We start from the raw sequence: 18,366 nt of genomic DNA on the forward strand, positions 1-18,366 counted from the left end.
AAACCATAAGCCGCCGTTACCGAAGAAACGGATATGTACTCAGTCAACAAAGCAAACGCCGGCTATCAGGCCGCCTGAGCAGGCAAACCGGATTGCCGAACCGCCGCTTGATTGAGAATTAGAAATCCCGCTTGTAGAAGATGTCCAGCGAACTGGCCACGCCGCCGGCGGCTTCGAGGTAGACCTTTTTGCTCAGCTTGTAGCGCAAGGCAATGGTGTTGGCCGGTTCGAACACGCCAACGCCATAGCGCAGGCTGAGCTTCTCGGAAATATTGCCGCTGGCCACCACACTGGTGGCGTCGCCACTGCCCTGGGTGTCGAGCTGAAAGTCCTGGATGCCCAGGTTCTTGGCGATGCCGCTGGTCACACCGGAACTGCCCATCAAGCCCAGACCGAGGGCTGCCTGGGCGAGCATGTTGTTGTCTTCGCCATTGCTGCTCAGCGGACGCCCGAGCACCAGATAGGACAGCGCCTCCTCCTGGCTCATGGCCGGTTCGGAAAAGATCTGTGTGGTCGGCTGTTCGGCGCTGCCACTCAAACGAATGCCGGCGATGATGTCGTTGGTCTTGCGTATGGCCTCGATATCCAGGTACGGCTGATCGATGGGCCCGGCGAACAGCAAACGTGCACGGCGCACCGAAAGCCGCTGGCCGTAAGCGCGATATCGGCCGTCGTTGAGCCACAGCTCGCCACGGGTGTCCATGTTGTCGCCGATGTGCACATGCCCCTGCACATTCGCCGTCAGGCCAAATCCTGCAAAGCTCAGCTTGTCCTCGCCGACCAGCACTTCGATGTCCATCTTCATCGCCAGCGGCGGTTTACCCTCCTCGGTTTGCTGACCAATGATCACCGTGTCATCGGAGACCTTGACCGTCGATGGCGGCAACTCGCGAATGGTGATGTCGCCCCTGGGCACCAGCACTTTGCCGGCGATGGCCAACTCGTCGCCCTTCATCGAGATTTTCAGGTCCGGTGCGACTTCCAGCTTGGCGTATGGCTCGACGGTGACTGGCAACTGCGACCCCTTGAGCGCCAGGTCCACCACCAGCGCCTGGCCCCAGGCGATGTTACCGTTCAGGCTGCCCTGCCCGGCCTTGCCGCTGTTCCAGCCGCCTTTCAGTTCTACGCTTTCACCGGCGATGAGCGCTTGAACGTGCAGGTTTTTCAGCTCCATCGGCAATTCAGGCCCGGAGATCTGACCGTCGCTGAGTTGCAGACTGCCATTGACCAGCGGTGCCAGCAGCCCACCGGAAATCGCGCCGCTGCCATTCAAGCGCCCGGTCAGTTTCTCGACCATCGGCACGAACGGTCGCGCCACCGACAGGTCCAGCCCGCTCAAGCGGAACGAGCCGCTCAACGGTTTGTTTTTCGGCAATGGATTGAGCTGCGCCTGCACCATCAGCTCGCCGAGTTTGCCGCCGACAAAATTGAGCTCGGTGTCGATGCGCTTGGGCGTGAGTTTGCTGGTGAGTTTCAGGGTCTGGTACGGGAAGTCCAGCCACTGGTCCTTGTCCTTGATGCGCAACGTGCCGCCGCCGGCATCGACGCTGACTTGGCCATTCGGGCCACTGGCCGGCAGGTCCAGTTGCAGGTCGGCGTTGAGTCGGCCCTGCCAGGCGAAATCCTTCGGCAACCACTGCGCGAGGCTGTCGATCGGGAATTGCTTGAGGTGATAACGCAGCTTCGGCTCGGGCATCAGGCGCGAGTCCTCACCGCACAGGCTGGCCTGGCCGGATGCCCAGCAATGGGCGCCAAAGTTGATTTTGCCGTCCGCCAGGCGTTCGAGTTTCGCCGGCCCTTGCAGCTTCCAGTCCTGGCCACCGGCCTGGATATCACCGCTGGCCAGGCGTCCGCGCCAATTGCCTTTGTCCAGCGCACCGTCCAGCCCCAGCGCCAGTTTCAGCTTTGGCCCTTGCAGATCGAGGCTCAACTTCTGGTTCTTGATGTCGCCCTGGCCGCTGGCGGTCAGGGTTCCCAGTGAAGTGTCGCCCGCCCGGATGCCGCTGCCCTTGAGGCCGATTTTCGCCCGTTGCGCACTGTCCAGCGTGGCGTCCAGGTTCAGGCTTTGCAGGCGATGGTCCTGGAAAGCCAGTTGCGAGCCTTGCAGGTCAAACTTGCCTTGGGGCGCCTTGAGCGTGCCGGCGACATCCACGCGGCCATTGAGCTGGCCGCGCAGTTGCGGCCAGAGCTGGGCCAGGCGCGGCAGCTTGAGATCGATCTGGCCGGCGAGTTTCTGTTGCAGACTGCCCTTGCCAGTGATGCTGTTATCGCCGAGGCGAACTTGCAGGGCGTTGAGGTTCCATTGCTCACCACGGCCATCGGCCTTGGCCTGGATCACCGCCGGTTGCCCGCGCAGTTTGCCCTTGAGGTCCAGGTCGGCATTGAGGCTGAGCGTGTCATTCTTCATTTCGCCGGTGCTGCGTAACGGCCCGGCCAGTGTGCCCGGCAGCTCCGCGACCCAGTACGCCGGATTTATCGCCGACAAGTCCAGCGCGGTGTCCCAGGCAATGCCATCGGCGAATTGCAGGTTCAGGTGCCCTTCGGCCTTGCCCTGCCCGGCCTGGAGTTGAATCTGTTGCAGGTAGATTTTCGTCAGGTCGCCGGCGAACGGACTGGCCAGGGTGAAAGCGCCGGCTGGGCCATCCGCCGCCGCGTCAAAATGACCGAGGTACTTGCCGTCGGTGTAAGAAACTTCGCCGGTGAACGTGCGAAGCGCTACTTGCGGTTCGTCGATGAGCGGATAGAGCCTGTGCCACGGGAAGTCCAGCCAGTCGATCTTCGCCTCGGCGCTCAGGCCCTTGCTCCAATCCACAAGCCCTGTGAGCTTGAGGCTTTGCTTGTCGTTGGCGATCAGGTCCAGCGCAGCGATCTGTGCGCCATTGGCGTCGACCTTGCCTTGCAGCGCCAGGGCGACTGGCCCTTGCTCGGCGGGCAACGTGGCTTTGCCGAGCAGCGCGTAGCCGTTCTTCAAGTCGCCAGCACCCGTGAGCTCAAGCTGATTGAGTTGCAGGGTATCCGGCAGATCGGCACCGGGCTTGAAGCCGTCGGCGGTGATTCGCACCTTGGCCGGCAGGTTTTCCACCAGCGGTTGCAGTTCGCCGCTCAGTTGCCCGTTGAGGTAACCGCTGCTGTCGGCTTTCAGGCTCAGGGTCTTCAGCAGGTCGCCGTCGATCTTCAATGCCAGCGCCAGGGGTTCAGGCGTCGACAACAGGGTCAGCTTGCCTTCGGCGCTAAGGGGCCAGTCGCCGGAGGGTTGCAGCAGACCGGACAGGTTCAGATTCAGGTCATCGCGCTGTATCGACACCGCGTCGATCTTCAAACCGGCCGTCGTCCAGTGCGCCGCCAGTTGCAAACCCTTGAGTTCTTCACTGCCGTTGAACAACAGGCTGCCGACCTTGATCTCCCCCAGTTCGATGGCCAACGGCAACTTGAGCTCCGGGAGCGTGATCGGGCCGCTGTCTGGCTCTTCGGCACCCGGCGGGAACGTCAGGCTGACCTGATCGGCCTGCAATTGCTCGATGCACAAAGTCATGCGCGTCAGGCACAACGGCGACCAGGCAAAAATCACCTTGCTCAGCTCAACCCGGTTGCTGTCCTGCTGCCACAGCACCCGGTCGGCACTCCACTGCCCGCCCAGCCGGCCCTGGTAGTTTTCCAGGGTCAAACCCGGCACAAAACCCAATGCCCAGCGGCTGCCCGTCGCCGTGGCCAGCACCGTGGCCAGCGTCAGGACAACCACCGCCACCAGCGCCGCCATCGTCAGCAGTGTTGCTTTCAAACCACGCTTCACAGCTCAGGCCCCATGGAAAAGTGCAGTCGAATGCCGCCATCGTCGTCCAGCGCGTGGGCCAGGTCGAGACGGATCGGCCCCACCGGCGATACCCAGCGCACGCCGATACCGACCCCGGTCTTGAGGTTCGGCAGTTCGAGTGTGTTGAAGGAGTTGCCCTGATCGACAAAGGTCGCGATCCGCCATTTTTCGGCGATGGAATACTGATACTCCGCGCTGGCGGCCACCATGTAGCGGCCACCGATGCGCTCACCGTCGGAGTTTTCCGGGGACAGGCTCTGATAGTCGTAACCGCGCACGCTCTGATCGCCACCGGCGAAGAAGCGCAGCGATGGCGGTACTGATTTGAAGCCGTTGGTGGCACTGCCGCCGACCTGCACCCGCCCGAGGAAACGATGGTTGTCAAACACCGTGGTCAGGCCCTTGACCAATGCCGTGCCGTAGAGCAGGTTGCTGTCGGAACCCAGGCCTTCCTTGGCCACTTTGGATTCGAATTGCAGGCGATAGCCGTTATGCGGGTCGATGCGGTTGTCGCTTTTGAGGTACGAATAGCTCACACCTGGCATCAGCAAGGTACTCAGTCCCGAGTCGTCGCCCAGTTGGTAGTCCTCGCGCTGCCACTTCAGCGACACTACCCGTTGCCAGTCACTGGGCAATTTACTGTGCCACTCGGGGCCCAGGGTCAGCAGCTTGCTGCGGCTGTCCTTATCGGCGATTTCTTCATTCTGGTAACCACCGGCAAAACGCAGTTTGTCGGTCAGTGGCGGGTCCAGCGGAATGTCGTAGAACAGCCCGACGTTTTGCCGAGGTGCCGAGACTTCGGTTTCCCAGCCATAACTGTGCCCTTGCGCGTTGACCCAGTGCCGGGTCCAGTTGGCCTTGGCCCGTGGACCGACGTCGGTGGAAAAGCCAAGGCCCAGGCTCATGGTCCGGGGCTTGCGGGTTTCGAGCTTGACGTCCACCGGGATCGCATCGTCCTTGGACGCCGCGGGCGCCGCGTCCACGCGCACGCCTTCGAAGTAGCCGCTCGATTGCAGGTTCTGATTGAGCTCGGCGATCAGTTCCGAGTCATACGGCGTACCGGCCTTGAACGGCACCATGCGTTGCAGCAGCTCGTCATCGAACGGCGTATCGCCCTCGAAACTAACCTTGCCCAAGGTATAACGCGGACCGCTTTCATAGATCAGTTCGATATCGGCGACGCCGGCACGCGGGTCGACCGACAGTTTTGAACGGGTGAACCGGCCGCTGAAAAAGCCATAACGCGAAGCCTGATTCTGGATCAGCCGCTTGGCGTCCTCGTAATGCCCATGATTGAGCACGGCGCCGGGCTTGAGCGCGTCGTTCTTGGGGATTCGAAAGGACTTGAGGGAGGCTGCCGGACCGTCGACACGCACCGTGACGTTGCGCAGGTGCACCGGCTCGCCGGGGTCGACCGTCAGCACCAGGCGCGGCTTTTCGCCGCCCTTCACCTCGCTGTCGATGTGCGGCTGGTAATAACCCAGGGCCTGGGAGGCCTTGCGCGCCTGTTCTTCGGCGCCACGGCTGAAGCGCAGCAACGCTTCTTCATCGCGATCGCCGAGGCTGCCGATATAGCCTTCGATATTGGCTTTCAGCTCGTCATTGGACGGTTTGATCCGTACATCCAATTCACTTTGTGCCAGCGCTGCGCAGCTGGTCATCAGCATCAGCACACCGCTGGTAATTTTTCCTGGAAACTTCATAGGCGCGGATGCTATCACGAGCTTGAGAGCGTGATAGAGCCTGACATGCCCGGAAAGTTCGTCAGTTAAGCCGATGCGGTATGCAACACCTGGGGATTGGGGTGAAAAAATACGTGCTCGCGAATCGGTCCTACGGCGACCTCACCGATTTCCTCGTAGCCCTGACGCTTGTAGAACTCCAGATAACGCGGATTCCCGGTGTCGAGGATCACGCCCTGGGAGTTTTCATCCACCGCGCACCAGTTGTGCACGGCTTGCAGCAACTGCTCGCCGAAATGTTTGCCCTGAAATTGTGGATGCACCCCCAGCAATGGCAGGACGTGCACCGAGTCGTTTGGCACGCAGGCCTCCACGGCAGCGTGATATTCGAGGTAGCGACGGGTGCAGCGAAACCCTGTACTGAGCACCATGCGCAGGCGCCAGGCCCAACTTTCGGTGACGCCAAGGCGACGTTGCGGCGGTGCGATCAGGGCGATGCCGATCAAGCGGTCGTTGACCAGCAGGCCAATGGCCGGCAGATCCTGGAGAAAATGCTGGGTCACCAGCTCACGCACGGTGGCGCGAACCCGCTGTTCGTAACCGGGACGTTCGGCTTCGAACAAATAGCCGAAAGTCGGCTCGTGTCGATAAGCCTGGTACAGCAGCGAACGCGCTTCGCGGGTGTAGCCGCTGTCGAGCATGTGAATATCGGCGATGGCGGTGGAGGTTTCGGGCATGACGGTTGATCTCCCCGGCACAGCTCGGGTGGCTGCGCTCTTGTTGTTACGAGCTTGTCGGCGCTGACACAGTTCCTTACAGATCCGAAATGAGTGTAGGCAATGAAATCGCCTTCGTCGGAACGCCGCCCGGAGCAAGCCCGCTCCCACAGGTGCCGTGGTGTGAGCAAATTCTGTGGACGATACAACCCACTGTGGGAGCGGGCTTGCTCGCGAAGGGGCCAGGACTGCCTACACAGATCTGACAGAACCCAGTAAATCCCCTCACCCCACACTGGCCCGATTCCCACATGTCAGCTAGCATCGCCCTTTTGCCAGGACTGCCGACCATGAAGATCGTCTCCTTCAACATCAACGGGCTGCGCGCCCGTCCCCATCAGCTGGCGGCGCTGATCGAAAAGCACCAGCCCGATGTGATCGGCTTGCAGGAAACCAAGGTCCACGACGATCAGTTCCCGCTGGCCGAGGTGCAGGCCCTGGGTTATCACGTGTACTTCCACGGGCAAAAAGGCCATTACGGCGTCGCCCTGCTCTCGCGCCAGGAGCCACTGGCCCTGCATAAAGGTTTCGCCACCGATGAAGAAGACGCTCAGCGGCGCTTCATCTGGGGCACCTTCGCCGACGCCAACGGCGTGCCGGTGACCATCATGAACGGCTACTTCCCACAGGGCGAAAGCCGCGACCACCCGACCAAATTCCCGGCCAAGGAACGTTTCTACAGCGACTTGCAGCAATTGCTGGAAAGCCAGTTCAAGAACGACCAGCCGCTGGTGGTGATGGGCGATGTGAACATTTCCCCGGAAGACTGCGACATCGGCATCGGCCCGGACAACATGAAGCGCTGGCTGAAAACCGGTAAATGCAGCTTCCTGCCGGAAGAGCGCGAGTGGATGGCCCGCCTGAAGAACTGGGGCCTGGTGGACAGTTTCCGTCACCTGAACCCGGACGTGACCGACACCTTCAGTTGGTTCGATTACCGCAGTCGTGGCTTCGAGGACGAACCCAAGCGTGGCCTGCGTATCGACCTGATCCTCGCCTCCCACGGCTTGCTGCCACGGGTGAAGGCCGCGGGGGTGGACTACGAACTGCGCGGCATGGAAAAACCTTCGGACCATGCGCCGATCTGGCTTGAGTTGAGCTGATCCCTGACGGCTGCATCCCCCCCACATGAGAAAGTGTCATTTTTCGGAAACGTTACTGACTTAATCTCCCGGCACCTCCTTTGGCTATGTAAGGTGCCGGCATGATGCTGCGCGTGTTGTTCCTGTTGATGCTGTGCACGGGCTGGCCGCAGGCGGTCTCGGCCGGCGACTTGCCGACACCCGAACACGGCCCTGTGCTGCGGATTCAGGGCTCCAACACCATCGGCGCGGCATTGGGACCGGCGCTGGTCGAGGGTCTGCTGAGTGAACAGGGCCTGCGCAGGATCCACCGCGAAACCCGGGACACCGCCAACGAACTGCGCATCGTCGGCGAAACCGCTGAGGGCCATCGGGTCGTGGTGGAGGTGGCGGCCCATGGTTCCAGCACCGGTTTCACTGCACTCAAAGCAGGCAGCGCCGATCTTGCCGCCTCGTCACGCCCGATCAAGGACAGCGAACTGGCCAGCCTGCAATCGCTCGGTGACCTGAAAAGCCCGAGCGCCGAACAGGTCATTGCCATCGACGGCCTGGCGATCATCCTTCACCCGGACAATCCGCTGATCCAGCTCGACACCCTGCAACTGGCGCGTATTTTCAGTGGTGAGGTGAAATCCTGGGAAGACATCGGCGGTCGCGGCGGGCCGATTCATCTATATGCGCGGGATGATCAGTCCGGGACCTACGACACCTTCAAGGAACTGGTCCTCAGCGGCCGAGGGAAAACCCTCGACAGCGCGGCGAAACGCTTCGAGTCCAGCGAACAACTCTCTGATGCGGTCAGCGCAGACCCGCAAGGCATCGGTTTTATCGGTTTGCCCTATGTGCGCCAGGCCAGGGCCGTGGCCATTGTCGACGGTCAATCACAAGCCATGCTGCCGCTCAACAGCTTGATTGCCACGGAAGATTATCCGCTGTCCCGTCGGTTGTTCTTCTACCTGCCACCCAACGGGAAAAATCCCTGGGCTGACGCTCTGGTGGCCTTTGCCCAAAGCAGCAACGGCCAGGCCATAGTCGCAGCGAACGGCTTTGTTGCCCAAACCGTCCAGGCCATGGCCGTTACCCCCAATGCGTTGATGCCCGAGGGTTATCAGGCGCTGAGTCGACATGCTCAACGGCTGTCGGTGAATTTTCGCTTCGAGGAAGGCAGTGCCAGCCTGGACAACAAGGCGCGGCAAGACCTGACGCGAGTGCTCGACTATATAAAGCAGCACGGCAAGACCGATGGTCAGGTCACGTTGGTGGGGTTTGGCGATGCCAAGAGCGACCCGGCACGCGCCGATCTGTTGTCGAAGCTGCGGGCCATGGCGGTACGGCGGGAGTTGGTGAAGAGCGGCGTGGTGTTTCGCGAGATTCGCGGATTCGGCGCGCAGATGCCGGTGGCGGCCAATAGCGCCGATGAGGGAAGGATCAAGAATCGGCGGGTTGAGGTTTGGGTGTATTGAACCTGATGTTGGTGCATTGAATGGAATGACGCCTTCGCGAGCAAGCCCGCTCCCACAGGGATCACACTGAACCTGTGGGAGCGGGCTTGCTCGCGAATGGCAGGCGCCGCGGTCTTAATGCCCGCTACGCATCATCTCCTTCGGCACATACTTGCCGATTTCGAACTTGCCGATCGCCGCACGGTGCACTTCGTCCGGGCCGTCGGCCAGGCGCAGGGTGCGCTGCATCGCGTACATGTAAGCCAGCGGGAAATCGTTGGAAACCCCTGCCCCGCCATGGATCTGGATCGCCCGGTCGATCACCCGCAACGCAACGTTCGGCGCCACGACCTTGATCTGCGCGATCTCGCTTTTCGCCACTTTGTTGCCGACGGTGTCCATCATGTACGCCGCTTTCAATGTCAGCAGGCGTGCCATGTCGATTTCCATCCGCGAGTCGGCGATCTTGTCGATGTTGCCGCCCAGGCGTGCCAGCGGCTTGCCGAACGCCGTGCGGCTCACCGAGCGTTTGCACATCAGTTCCAGCGCGCGCTCGGCCATGCCGATCGAACGCATGCAGTGGTGAATCCGGCCAGGGCCGAGGCGACCTTGTGCGATTTCGAAGCCGCGTCCTTCGCCCAACAGGACGTTTTCGTACGGCACCCGCACGTTTTCAAAGTGCACTTCGGCGTGCCCATGGGGTGCATCGTCATAACCGAACACCGGCAGCGGACGCACGATCTTCACACCGGGTGCATCCACCGGCACCAGAATCATCGAGTGCTGGGCATGACGCGGCGCATCCGGATTGCTCAGGCCCATGAAGATCAGGATTTTGCAGCGCGGGTCGCAAGCACCCGACGTCCACCACTTCTTGCCGTTGATCACCCACTCGTCGCCATCGCGCACGGCACGGGCGGCCATGTTGGTGGCGTCGGAGGATGCGACATCCGGTTCGGTCATGGCGAATGCCGAGCGGATCTCGCCGCGCAACAAGGGTTCGAGCCAGCGTTGTTTCTGCTCTTCGTTGGCGTAACGCACCAGCACTTCCATGTTGCCGGTGTCGGGTGCCGAGCAGTTGAACGGCTCTGGTCCCAGCAGCGAGCGGCCCATGATTTCCGCCAGCGGCGCGTATTCGAGGTTGGTCAACCCGGCACCCAGTTCGGACTCAGGCAGAAACAAATTCCACAGGCCTTCGGCCTTGGCCTTGAGTTTGAGTTCTTCCATGATCGCGGTCGGCTGCCAGCGATCGCCTTCGGCGACCTGGCGCTCGAACACGGCTTCGGCGGGATAGACGTAGGTGTCCATGAACGCTGTTACGCGCTCACGCAGTTCCTGAACCTTGGGCGAATAAGCGAAATCCATGAGCGAGATACCTTCTTGGGGGAGGTTGTTTAGGTCATGCAATCGATGCTAGAACAGCGTTGATAATTTACCTAGCCTATTCTCGGCGTGTATAAACATTCATCACCGATATATGATCGGCTGATCATCAAGACCAGCCCGCCCACACAATAAGAGAGCCGCGTAATGAATCTGAGCAAGGTCGATCTCAACCTTTTCATCGTCTTCGACGCGATCTACACCGAAGCCAACCTGACCCGTGCCGGGCAGATTGTGGGCATTACCCAGCCAGCGGTGTCGAACGCTCTGGCCCGGTTGCGCGAGACCTTCAACGACCCGTTGTTCGTGCGCACCGCCCAGGGCATGGTGCCGACGCCCATGGCCCAGAACATCATCGGCCCGGTGCGCAACGCGCTCTCGCTGCTGCGCGTGTCAGTGCAGGAAAGCCGCATTTTCAACCCGCAGCAAGCCGTCAAGACTTACCGCATCAGCATGACCGACCTGACAGAAGCGGTGATCCTGCCGCTACTGTTCCAGCGCCTGCGTCGCCTGGCGCCGGCGGTGATCATCGAAAGCTTCCTGTCCAAACGCCGCGAAACCACCAAGGAGCTAGCGGCCGGTCGCCTCGACTTCGCGGTGGATGCGCCGCTCAACACCGACCCGCAGGTGCGTCACGTCAAGTTGATGGAGGACCGCTACGTGTGCGCCATGCGCAAGGGGCATCCGCTGGCGGGCAAGGAGAAACTCACGCTGGATGATTACCTGGGCCTGACCCACATCCATATTTCCAGCCGTCGCAGCGGCCTCGGCTATGTCGACCTGGCGCTGGGCAAGATGGGCATCCAGCGCAAGATCGCCCTGCGCTCCCAGCATTACCTGATGGCCTCGCAAGTGTTGCAGCAGACCGACATGGTCATGACCGTGCCGGAACGCTTCGCCCGCCGTAACGACCTGCACGCCTTTTATCTGCCGGTCAACGATGTGCCGCCGGTGGAAACCCACCTTTACTGGCACGAAAGTACTGACCAGGACCCGGCGAACCGCTGGATGCGCGAGCAGATGATCGAGTTGTGCCAGCAGGTGACGGCGCAGGAGAAAAAGCTCGAGAAGGTATAGGGCTTGATACCGAGGTGCCCCTATCGCGAGCAGGCTCGCTCCCACAGGGATATTTGTCGTACACAGATATTGAGTTCAATGAAGAACCACTGTGGGAGCGAGCCTGCTCGCGATGAGGCCAGCAAGAGCAGCGAAAATCCATGCCCCTTGACGTAAACGTCAACCTGCCATTAGCTTAGCGCCATGACCTTTTGCGAGCGCGCCCATGAGCAGCCAGACCTACAGCATTTCCGATCTCGCCCGCGAGCTCGACATCACCACCCGCGCCATTCGATTTTATGAAGAGCAAGGCCTGCTCAGCCCGGAGCGCCGTGGCCAGGAACGCATCTACTCGCCCCGCGACAAGGTCAGCCTGAAACTGATCCTGCGGGGCAAGCGCATCGGTTTCTCCCTGGCTGAATGCCGCGAGCTGATCGAGCTCTACGACCCGTCCAGCGGTAACACCAAGCAACTGCACAGCATGCTGGCGAAAATCAGCGAGCGTCGGGAGCAGCTTGAACAGCAGTTGCTGGACATCGAACAGATGAAACTGGAACTCGATACTGCTGAAGAGCGCTGCGTGCAGGCGCTGGAGCAGACGCTCAAAAGCCAGGAATCGATTCAGTAACTCCACACTATCCACTGTGGGAGCGAGCTTGCTCGCGATAGCGGAGTGTCAGTCACCAAAAATGTTGAATGTGATGCCCTCATCGCGAGCAAGCTCGCTCCCACAGGGTTCTCAGTGCATTCAGACAATAACAACAGGTCGAACCCCATGTCCCTCCCCACCCACGTACGCATCGTCGAAGTCGGCCCACGCGATGGCCTGCAAAATGAAGCCCAACCCATCAGTGTTACCGACAAGGTACAACTGGTCGATGCGCTGACCGCAGCCGGGCTCGGCTATATAGAAGTCGGCAGTTTCGTGTCGCCCAAGTGGGTGCCGCAGATGGCCGGCTCCGCCGAGGTCTTCGCGCAGATCCAGCGCAAACCGGGCGTGGTCTACGGCGCGCTCGCCCCCAACCTGCGCGGCTTCGAAGATGCCCTCGCCGCCGGGGTCAAGGAAGTGGCCGTATTCGCCGCGGCATCCGAAGCGTTTTCCCAGCGCAATATCAATTGCTCGATCAGCGAAAGCCTGGAGCGTTTCGGGCCGATCATGGAGGCCGCCAGGCAACATGGTGTGACCGTGCGCGGGTATGTGTCCTGTGTGCTGGGCTGCCCCTATGAAGGTAACGTCACTCCGGAGCAGGTCGCCGTGGTCGCCCGCGAGTTGTATGCCATGGGCTGCTATGAGGTTTCGCTGGGGGACACCATCGGCACCGGCACCGCTGGCGCAACCCGCAGGATGTTTGAGGTGGTATCGAAGGATGTGCCCCGGGAGAAACTCGCAGGGCACTTCCACGACACCTACGGCCAGGCTGTGGCCAACATCTACGCCAGCCTGCTGGAAGGCATCTCGGTGTTCGACAGTTCCATCGCCGGTCTCGGCGGCTGCCCCTATGCCAAGGGTGCCAGCGGTAACGTCGCCACCGAAGACGTGGTTTACCTGCTCAACGGCCTGGGCATCGACACCGGAATCGACCTCGACGCCTTGATGCTCGCCGGTCAGCAGATTTGTACCGTACTGGGTCGCCCTACCGGTTCCCGCGTGGCCAAGGCCCGCAGCGCACAGTGAGTGCGCCGAGTGTGTCCTGGTGTTACCGCTGTGTCTGAAACGTGGGCGTAAGCGAGTAACACGGAAACAAAATGTAGGGTTTTGCCTGAGACGCAAAACCCTACAAATTCGCAAAGCATTGATTTTAAAGGCTTTTCAAAAGTTGGCACGCCTCCTGCTATCTCTATCGCACAACAAGAATAAAAAAATTGCGGCAAACCTAATAAAAACAAGACGTAACGACTCTGACATAACAAAAACAACACGGCAGAGACGCAGCTAACAGATTTTTTTGGAGAAGATGTGCTTTTCAGGGTGCTTTTCGGAGTTACCCGCAATCAGACAGAGAATAATAAAACTACCCTCAGGTAGCTCCCGTACTGGTTGGATCGCTCAGCGAAAAAGTAGATCAGCGCTCAAAAAAATACGTTTGCTCTTGATCCCGGATGGGGATCGCCAAAAACAGCGGTAAAGGGCAACGGTTGCCAAAAACAACAACAGACCGACCCTCAATAATAAAAAAAGAGCACGCGCAACGAAAATTAAAGGGGAGCTTCGGCTCCCCTTTGTGCTGTCTGCGATTCTGAAAACTGTGCAAGACACTGTGGGAGCGAGCTTGCTCGCGATTGCGGTGGTTCAGTCGACAGATCTTCTGAATGTACTTCCGCTATCGCGAGCAAGCTCGCTCCCACAGGGGATTGTGGTCAGCCCCGAGTCCCGCGCAACTCCTCGATACTGATCTCACGCATCCTGAATTTCTGGATCTTGCCAGTCACCGTCATCGGAAACTCCTCGACGAACTTGAAGTAACGCGGCGTCTTGAAGTGCGCGATGCGCTCCTTGCACCAGGTTTGCAGCTCTTGCTCGGTGGCGCTGTGGCCGGGGTGGAACTTGATCCAGGCGACGATCTCTTCGCCGTAGCGCGAGCAAGGAATGCCGATCACCTGCACATCCGCAACAGCCGGGTGAGTGAAGAAAAACTCTTCCAGCTCCCGTGGGTAGATGTTCTCGCCGCCACGAATGATCATGTCCTTGTTGCGCCCGGCAATGCACACGTAACCCTCGTCGTTCATGCTCGCCAGGTCACCGGTGTGCATCCACCCTGCCTGATCGATGGCGTCTGCCGTGCCTTCGGGGTTGTTCCAATAGCCGAGCATCACGCTGTAACCGCGGGTGCACAGCTCGCCGATGGTGCCGCGCGGTACCAGGTTGCCCGCCTCGTCGATAATCTTGCTTTCCAGTTGCGGCTGCGTGCGGCCGACGGTGGTCACGCGCAGCTCCAGGTCGTCTGAAGGACCAGTCTGCAACGACACCGGACTGGTTTCCGTCATGCCGTAGGCAATCTGCACTTCGCTCATGTGCATTTCGCTGATGACCCGGCGCATCACCTCGATAGGACAGGTTGCGCCCGCCATGATCCCGGTGCGCAGGCTCGACAGGTCGAACTGGGCACGCTGAGGTTGATCGAGCATGGCAATGAACATGGTCGGTACGCCGTACAGCGCCGTGGCCTTTTCTTCGGCCACGGTGCCGAGGGTCAGCAACGGATCGAATGCGTCGTTCGGGTAAATCATCGTACTGCCATGGGTGATGCAGCCAAGATTGCCCATGACCATGCCGAAGCAGTGATACAGCGGCACCGGGATCACCAGGCGATCCGCGGCGGTCAGGCCCAGGCTTTCGCCGACCATGTAGCCGTTGTTGAGAATGTTGTAGTGACTGAGGGTCGCGCCTTTGGGGAAACCAGTGGTGCCGGAGGTGTACTGGATATTCACCGGCTGATCGAAATGCAGGCTGTCCTGGCGTTCATGCAGTCGCTCGACCGTCACGCTGCCCGCCAGATCGGCCAGTTGCGACCAGGGCAGGAACCCCGACGGTGGCTGCGCATCCAGGCTGATGACGCCACGCAACTCCGGCAACCGCTCACTCTGCAACTTGCCGATGGATTGCCCGGCCAGTTCCGGTACCAGGCCTTGCAGCATCGCGTGATAGTTCGAGGACTTGAAGGCACCGGCACACACAAGCCATTGGCAGCCAGACTGCTTCAACACGTATTCGAGTTCGGAACTGCGATACGCGGGATTGATGTTGACCAGGATCACGCCGATTTTCGCAGTGGCAATCTGGCTGATGCACCACTGCGCACAGTTCGGCGCCCAGATGCCGAGGCGGTCCCCGGCTTGCAGCCCCAACGCCAGCAGTGCTCTGGCGTGCAGGTCCGCGGCCTCGGCCAATTGCCGCCAGGTGTAACGCAACTGTTGATGGCGCACCACCAGCGCCTCCCCGTCCGGGTACTGCGCAACCGTGTTGTCGAATGCCTGGCCAATGGTCATCGCCAGCAAGGCTTTGTCCTGGGAACCACGGGTGTAACTGCGTTGCGGGCTTGCACTGGGTTGATCCATGACGACCCCTATTGTCTTTATTTATGGGCTACCGGCGGTCCCACAGGATGGGTCCGCGTTCTATCTTGAACTGCCTCTACTCTCGCTCATGTTGACGTTAACGTAAAGGGTGATTGACAGCCATTCGTCACAGGCTTACGTTAACGTAAAGGTGAGAACCCATTGACAGTCTCACCAACCGACAAAAAAGCCAAAAGGTGACCCATGAGCTATCCATCCCTGAACTTTGCCCTCGGTGAAACCATCGACATGCTGCGCGATCAGGTCCAGTCCTTCGTCGCCAAGGAGATCGCCCCGCGCGCCGCTCAGATCGACATCGACAACCTGTTCCCCGCCGACCTGTGGCGCAAGTTCGGCGACATGGGCCTGCTGGGCATTACCGTGCAGGAAGAGTACGGCGGTGCAGGCCTGGGTTATCTGGCCCACGTGGTGGCCATGGAAGAAATCAGCCGTGGCTCGGCCTCGGTGGCGCTGTCCTACGGCGCTCACTCCAACCTCTGCGTCAACCAGATCAACCGCAACGGCAACCACGAACAGAAATCCAAGTACCTGCCCAAGCTGATCAGCGGCGAGCACATCGGCGCCCTGGCCATGAGCGAGCCGAATGCCGGTTCCGACGTGGTGTCGATGAAACTGCGCGCCGACAAACGCGGCGACAAGTACGTGCTCAACGGCAGCAAGACCTGGATCACCAACGGTCCGGACGCCAACACCTACGTGATCTACGCCAAGACCGACCTGGAAAAGGGCCCCCACGGCATCACCGCCTTCATCGTCGAGCGCGACTGGAAAGGCTTCAGCCGCAGCAACAAGTTCGACAAGCTCGGCATGCGTGGTTCGAACACCTGCGAGCTGTTCTTCGATGACGTCGAAGTGCCGGAAGAAAACATCCTCGGCGTGCTCAACGGCGGTGTGAAAGTGCTGATGAGCGGCCTCGACTACGAGCGCGTCGTTCTTTCGGGTGGCCCGACCGGGATCATGCAGGCGTGCATGGACCTGATCGTGCCGTACATCCACGACCGCAAGCAGTTCGGCCAAAGCATCGGCGAATTCCAGCTGATCCAGGGCAAGGTCGCCGACATGTACACCCAACTCAACGCCAGCCGCGCCTACCTGTACGCCGTGGCCCAGGCCTGCGAGCGCGGCGAAACCACACGCAAGGACGCTGCTGGCGTGATCCTCTACAGCGCCGAACGCGCCACGCAAATGGCCCTCGACGCGATCCAGATTCTCGGTGGTAACGGTTACATCAACGAATTCCCCGCCGGCCGTCTGTTGCGTGACGCCAAGCTGTACGAAATCGGCGCGGGCACCAGTGAGATCCGTCGCATGCTGATCGGTCGCGAACTGTTCAACGAAACCCGCTAAACGGAGCTGTCCATGGCTACCCTGCATACCCAGCTCAACCCCCGTTCAGCGGAGTTCGCCACCAACAGCGCGGCGATGCTCAAGCAGGTCGACGCGTTGCACACCCTGCTCGCCCAAGTGGCGCAAGGTGGCGGCCCGAAGGCTCAAGAACGCCACACCTCGCGGGGCAAACTGCTGCCTCGCGAGCGCATCAACCGCCTGCTCGATCCGGGTTCGCCGTTTCTGGAGATCAGCCAACTGGCGGCGTACGAGGTGTATGGCGAGGACGTCCCCGCCGCTGGCGTGATTGCCGGGATCGGCCGTGTGGAAGGCGTCGAGTGCATGATCGTCGCCAACGACGCCACGGTAAAAGGTGGCTCGTATTACCCGCTGACCGTGAAAAAACACCTGCGCGCCCAGACCATCGCCCAGCAGAATCGCCTGCCGTGCATCTATCTGGTGGATTCGGGCGGCGCCAACCTGCCGCGCCAGGATGAAGTGTTTCCGGACCGCGAGCACTTCGGGCGGATCTTCTTCAACCAGGCCAACATGAGCGCCATGGGCATTCCGCAGATTGCCGTGGTCATGGGTTCCTGCACCGCTGGCGGCGCCTATGTACCGGCGATGGCCGACGAAGCAATCATGGTCCGCGAGCAAGCGACCATCTTCCTCGCCGGCCCGCCGCTGGTGAAAGCCGCGACCGGTGAAGTGGTCAGTGCCGAGGATCTCGGCGGGGCCGATGTGCACTGCAAGATTTCCGGTGTGGCCGACCATTACGCCGAGAGCGATGAACACGCTCTGGCACTGGCACGCCGCAGCATCGCCAACCTCAACTGGCGCAAGCAAGGTGAGGTTCAGCAACGCACGCCGATCGCCCCGCTCTACAGCAGCGACGAGTTGTACGGCGTGGTCCCGGCCGACGCCAAGCAACCGTTTGACGTGCGCGAAGTGATTGCGCGGCTGGTGGATGGTTCGGTGTTCGACGAGTTCAAGGCGCTGTTCGGGACGACGCTGGTCTGCGGTTTTGCCTACCTGCACGGTTACCCGATCGCGATCCTCGCCAACAACGGCATCCTGTTCGCTGAAGCTGCGCAGAAAGGCGCGCACTTCATCGAACTGGCGTGCCAGCGCGGCATCCCGCTGCTGTTCCTGCAGAACATCACCGGCTTCATGGTCGGCCAGAAATACGAGGCCGGCGGCATCGCCAAGCACGGCGCAAAACTGGTGACCGCCGTGGCCTGCGCCAAGGTGCCGAAGTTCACCGTGATCATCGGCGGCAGCTTCGGCGCCGGTAACTACGGCATGTGCGGTCGCGCCTACGATCCGCGTTTTCTGTGGATGTGGCCGAATGCGCGCATCGGCGTGATGGGCGCCGAACAGGCGGCCGGCGTGCTGGTGCAGGTCAAGCGCGAACAGGCTGAACGCAGCGGCCAGGGTTTCAGCGCCGAACAGGAAGCCGAGATCAAGCAACCGATCCTCGACCAGTACGAAGAACAGGGTCACCCCTACTATTCCAGCGCGCGCCTGTGGGACGACGGTGTCATCGACCCGGCCCAGACCCGCGATGTACTGGCACTGGCCTTGTCCGCGTCGTTGAACGCGCCAATCGAACCGAGCCGCTTCGGCGTGTTCCGGATGTGATTTTCTGTGGGAGCGGGCTTGCTCGCGAAGGATTCGCCGCGGTTCATCTGATGCACCGCGTTATCGTTCTTCGCGAGCAAGCCCGCTCCC

The 18,366-nt window shown here is 60.8% G+C and carries 12 protein-coding genes; 7 read left to right on the forward strand and 5 right to left on the reverse strand.

The genetic code is table 11. The features are described from left to right. Window positions 1-118 precede the first annotated feature (118 nt). The 3 genes from AC3IT9_RS19325 to AC3IT9_RS19335 all read right to left on the reverse strand — a co-directional run bounded on the left by AC3IT9_RS19325 (window position 119) and on the right by AC3IT9_RS19335 (window position 6,230). Window positions 119-3,790: a translocation/assembly module TamB domain-containing protein gene (locus AC3IT9_RS19325; protein ID WP_489270744.1), complete on the reverse strand. Its 3,672-nt coding sequence runs from the start codon at window positions 3,788-3,790 to the stop codon at window positions 119-121. Next, on the reverse strand, window positions 3,787-5,514 hold the full coding sequence (locus AC3IT9_RS19330) for an autotransporter assembly complex protein TamA (RefSeq protein WP_489270745.1): 1,728 nt from the start codon (window positions 5,512-5,514) through the stop codon (window positions 3,787-3,789). Before AC3IT9_RS19330 ends, AC3IT9_RS19325 begins: the two co-directional genes overlap by 4 nt. A gap of 65 nt (window positions 5,515-5,579) precedes the next feature. Further along, window positions 5,580-6,230 carry a GNAT family N-acetyltransferase gene (locus tag AC3IT9_RS19335; RefSeq protein ID WP_150725914.1) on the reverse strand — a complete coding sequence of 217 codons (651 nt, stop codon included), beginning with the start codon at window positions 6,228-6,230 and terminating at the stop codon, window positions 5,580-5,582. A 329-nt stretch (window positions 6,231-6,559) separates the two neighbouring features. Between AC3IT9_RS19335 and xthA the strand changes: the two genes are divergently transcribed. Both xthA and AC3IT9_RS19345 read left to right on the forward strand, forming a co-directional pair. Next, window positions 6,560-7,372, forward strand: coding sequence for an exodeoxyribonuclease III (gene xthA / locus AC3IT9_RS19340; protein ID WP_489270746.1), 813 nt, complete (start codon window positions 6,560-6,562; stop codon window positions 7,370-7,372). Between the two features lie 101 nt (window positions 7,373-7,473). Next, window positions 7,474-8,814, forward strand: a complete 1,341-nt coding sequence (locus tag AC3IT9_RS19345) for a substrate-binding domain-containing protein (protein ID WP_423503297.1) — start codon at window positions 7,474-7,476, stop codon at window positions 8,812-8,814. A gap of 114 nt (window positions 8,815-8,928) precedes the next feature. Here the strand turns inward: AC3IT9_RS19345 and AC3IT9_RS19350 are convergent, their stop codons facing one another. Continuing rightward, on the reverse strand, window positions 8,929-10,158 hold the full coding sequence (locus AC3IT9_RS19350; RefSeq protein WP_008053616.1) for an acyl-CoA dehydrogenase: 1,230 nt from the start codon (window positions 10,156-10,158) through the stop codon (window positions 8,929-8,931). Between the two features lie 165 nt (window positions 10,159-10,323). Between AC3IT9_RS19350 and AC3IT9_RS19355 the strand changes: the two genes are divergently transcribed. The 3 genes from AC3IT9_RS19355 (at window position 10,324) to AC3IT9_RS19365 (ending at window position 12,907) form a co-directional block, all read left to right on the forward strand. After that, complete coding sequence (locus AC3IT9_RS19355; protein WP_150725911.1) at window positions 10,324-11,253, forward strand: LysR family transcriptional regulator; 930 nt, start codon at window positions 10,324-10,326, stop codon at window positions 11,251-11,253. Between the two features lie 205 nt (window positions 11,254-11,458). Next, window positions 11,459-11,860, forward strand: a complete 402-nt coding sequence (locus AC3IT9_RS19360) for a MerR family transcriptional regulator (protein WP_007980992.1) — start codon at window positions 11,459-11,461, stop codon at window positions 11,858-11,860. A gap of 147 nt (window positions 11,861-12,007) precedes the next feature. Continuing rightward, on the forward strand, window positions 12,008-12,907 hold the full coding sequence (locus tag AC3IT9_RS19365; protein WP_489270747.1) for a hydroxymethylglutaryl-CoA lyase: 900 nt from the start codon (window positions 12,008-12,010) through the stop codon (window positions 12,905-12,907). A gap of 683 nt (window positions 12,908-13,590) precedes the next feature. On the opposite strand, the gene AC3IT9_RS19370 is transcribed toward AC3IT9_RS19365, so the two are convergent. Then, the gene (locus tag AC3IT9_RS19370; RefSeq protein ID WP_489270749.1) at window positions 13,591-15,288 is read right to left on the reverse strand and encodes an AMP-binding protein; all 1,698 of its coding nucleotides are present in this window, start codon (window positions 15,286-15,288) and stop codon (window positions 13,591-13,593) included. Between the two features lie 204 nt (window positions 15,289-15,492). Here AC3IT9_RS19370 and AC3IT9_RS19375 point away from each other — a divergent pair, with 204 nt between their 5' ends. Together AC3IT9_RS19375 and AC3IT9_RS19380 are read left to right on the forward strand one after the other, a co-directional pair. Continuing rightward, on the forward strand, window positions 15,493-16,656 hold the full coding sequence (locus tag AC3IT9_RS19375) for an isovaleryl-CoA dehydrogenase (RefSeq protein ID WP_489270751.1): 1,164 nt from the start codon (window positions 15,493-15,495) through the stop codon (window positions 16,654-16,656). Between the two features lie 12 nt (window positions 16,657-16,668). Continuing rightward, complete coding sequence (locus AC3IT9_RS19380; protein WP_150753009.1) at window positions 16,669-18,276, forward strand: carboxyl transferase domain-containing protein; 1,608 nt, start codon at window positions 16,669-16,671, stop codon at window positions 18,274-18,276. Window positions 18,277-18,366: the final 90 nt, after the last annotated feature.

The sequence above is a fragment of the Pseudomonas sp. KH_046_1 genome, assembly GCF_057839025.1.

Coding starts and splice junctions, on each gene's coding strand:
- AC3IT9_RS19330 (WP_489270745.1), bottom strand. CDS start 5,514: ATGAAGTTTCCAGGAAAAATTACCAGCGGTGTGCTGATGCTGATGACC.
- AC3IT9_RS19335 (WP_150725914.1), bottom strand. CDS start 6,230: ATGCCCGAAACCTCCACCGCCATCGCCGATATTCACATGCTCGACAGC.
- xthA (WP_489270746.1), top strand. CDS start 6,560: ATGAAGATCGTCTCCTTCAACATCAACGGGCTGCGCGCCCGTCCCCAT.
- AC3IT9_RS19345 (WP_423503297.1), top strand. CDS start 7,474: ATGATGCTGCGCGTGTTGTTCCTGTTGATGCTGTGCACGGGCTGGCCG.
- AC3IT9_RS19350 (WP_008053616.1), bottom strand. CDS start 10,158: ATGGATTTCGCTTATTCGCCCAAGGTTCAGGAACTGCGTGAGCGCGTA.
- AC3IT9_RS19355 (WP_150725911.1), top strand. CDS start 10,324: ATGAATCTGAGCAAGGTCGATCTCAACCTTTTCATCGTCTTCGACGCG.
- AC3IT9_RS19360 (WP_007980992.1), top strand. CDS start 11,459: ATGAGCAGCCAGACCTACAGCATTTCCGATCTCGCCCGCGAGCTCGAC.
- AC3IT9_RS19365 (WP_489270747.1), top strand. CDS start 12,008: ATGTCCCTCCCCACCCACGTACGCATCGTCGAAGTCGGCCCACGCGAT.
- AC3IT9_RS19370 (WP_489270749.1), bottom strand. CDS start 15,288: ATGGATCAACCCAGTGCAAGCCCGCAACGCAGTTACACCCGTGGTTCC.
- AC3IT9_RS19375 (WP_489270751.1), top strand. CDS start 15,493: ATGAGCTATCCATCCCTGAACTTTGCCCTCGGTGAAACCATCGACATG.
- AC3IT9_RS19380 (WP_150753009.1), top strand. CDS start 16,669: ATGGCTACCCTGCATACCCAGCTCAACCCCCGTTCAGCGGAGTTCGCC.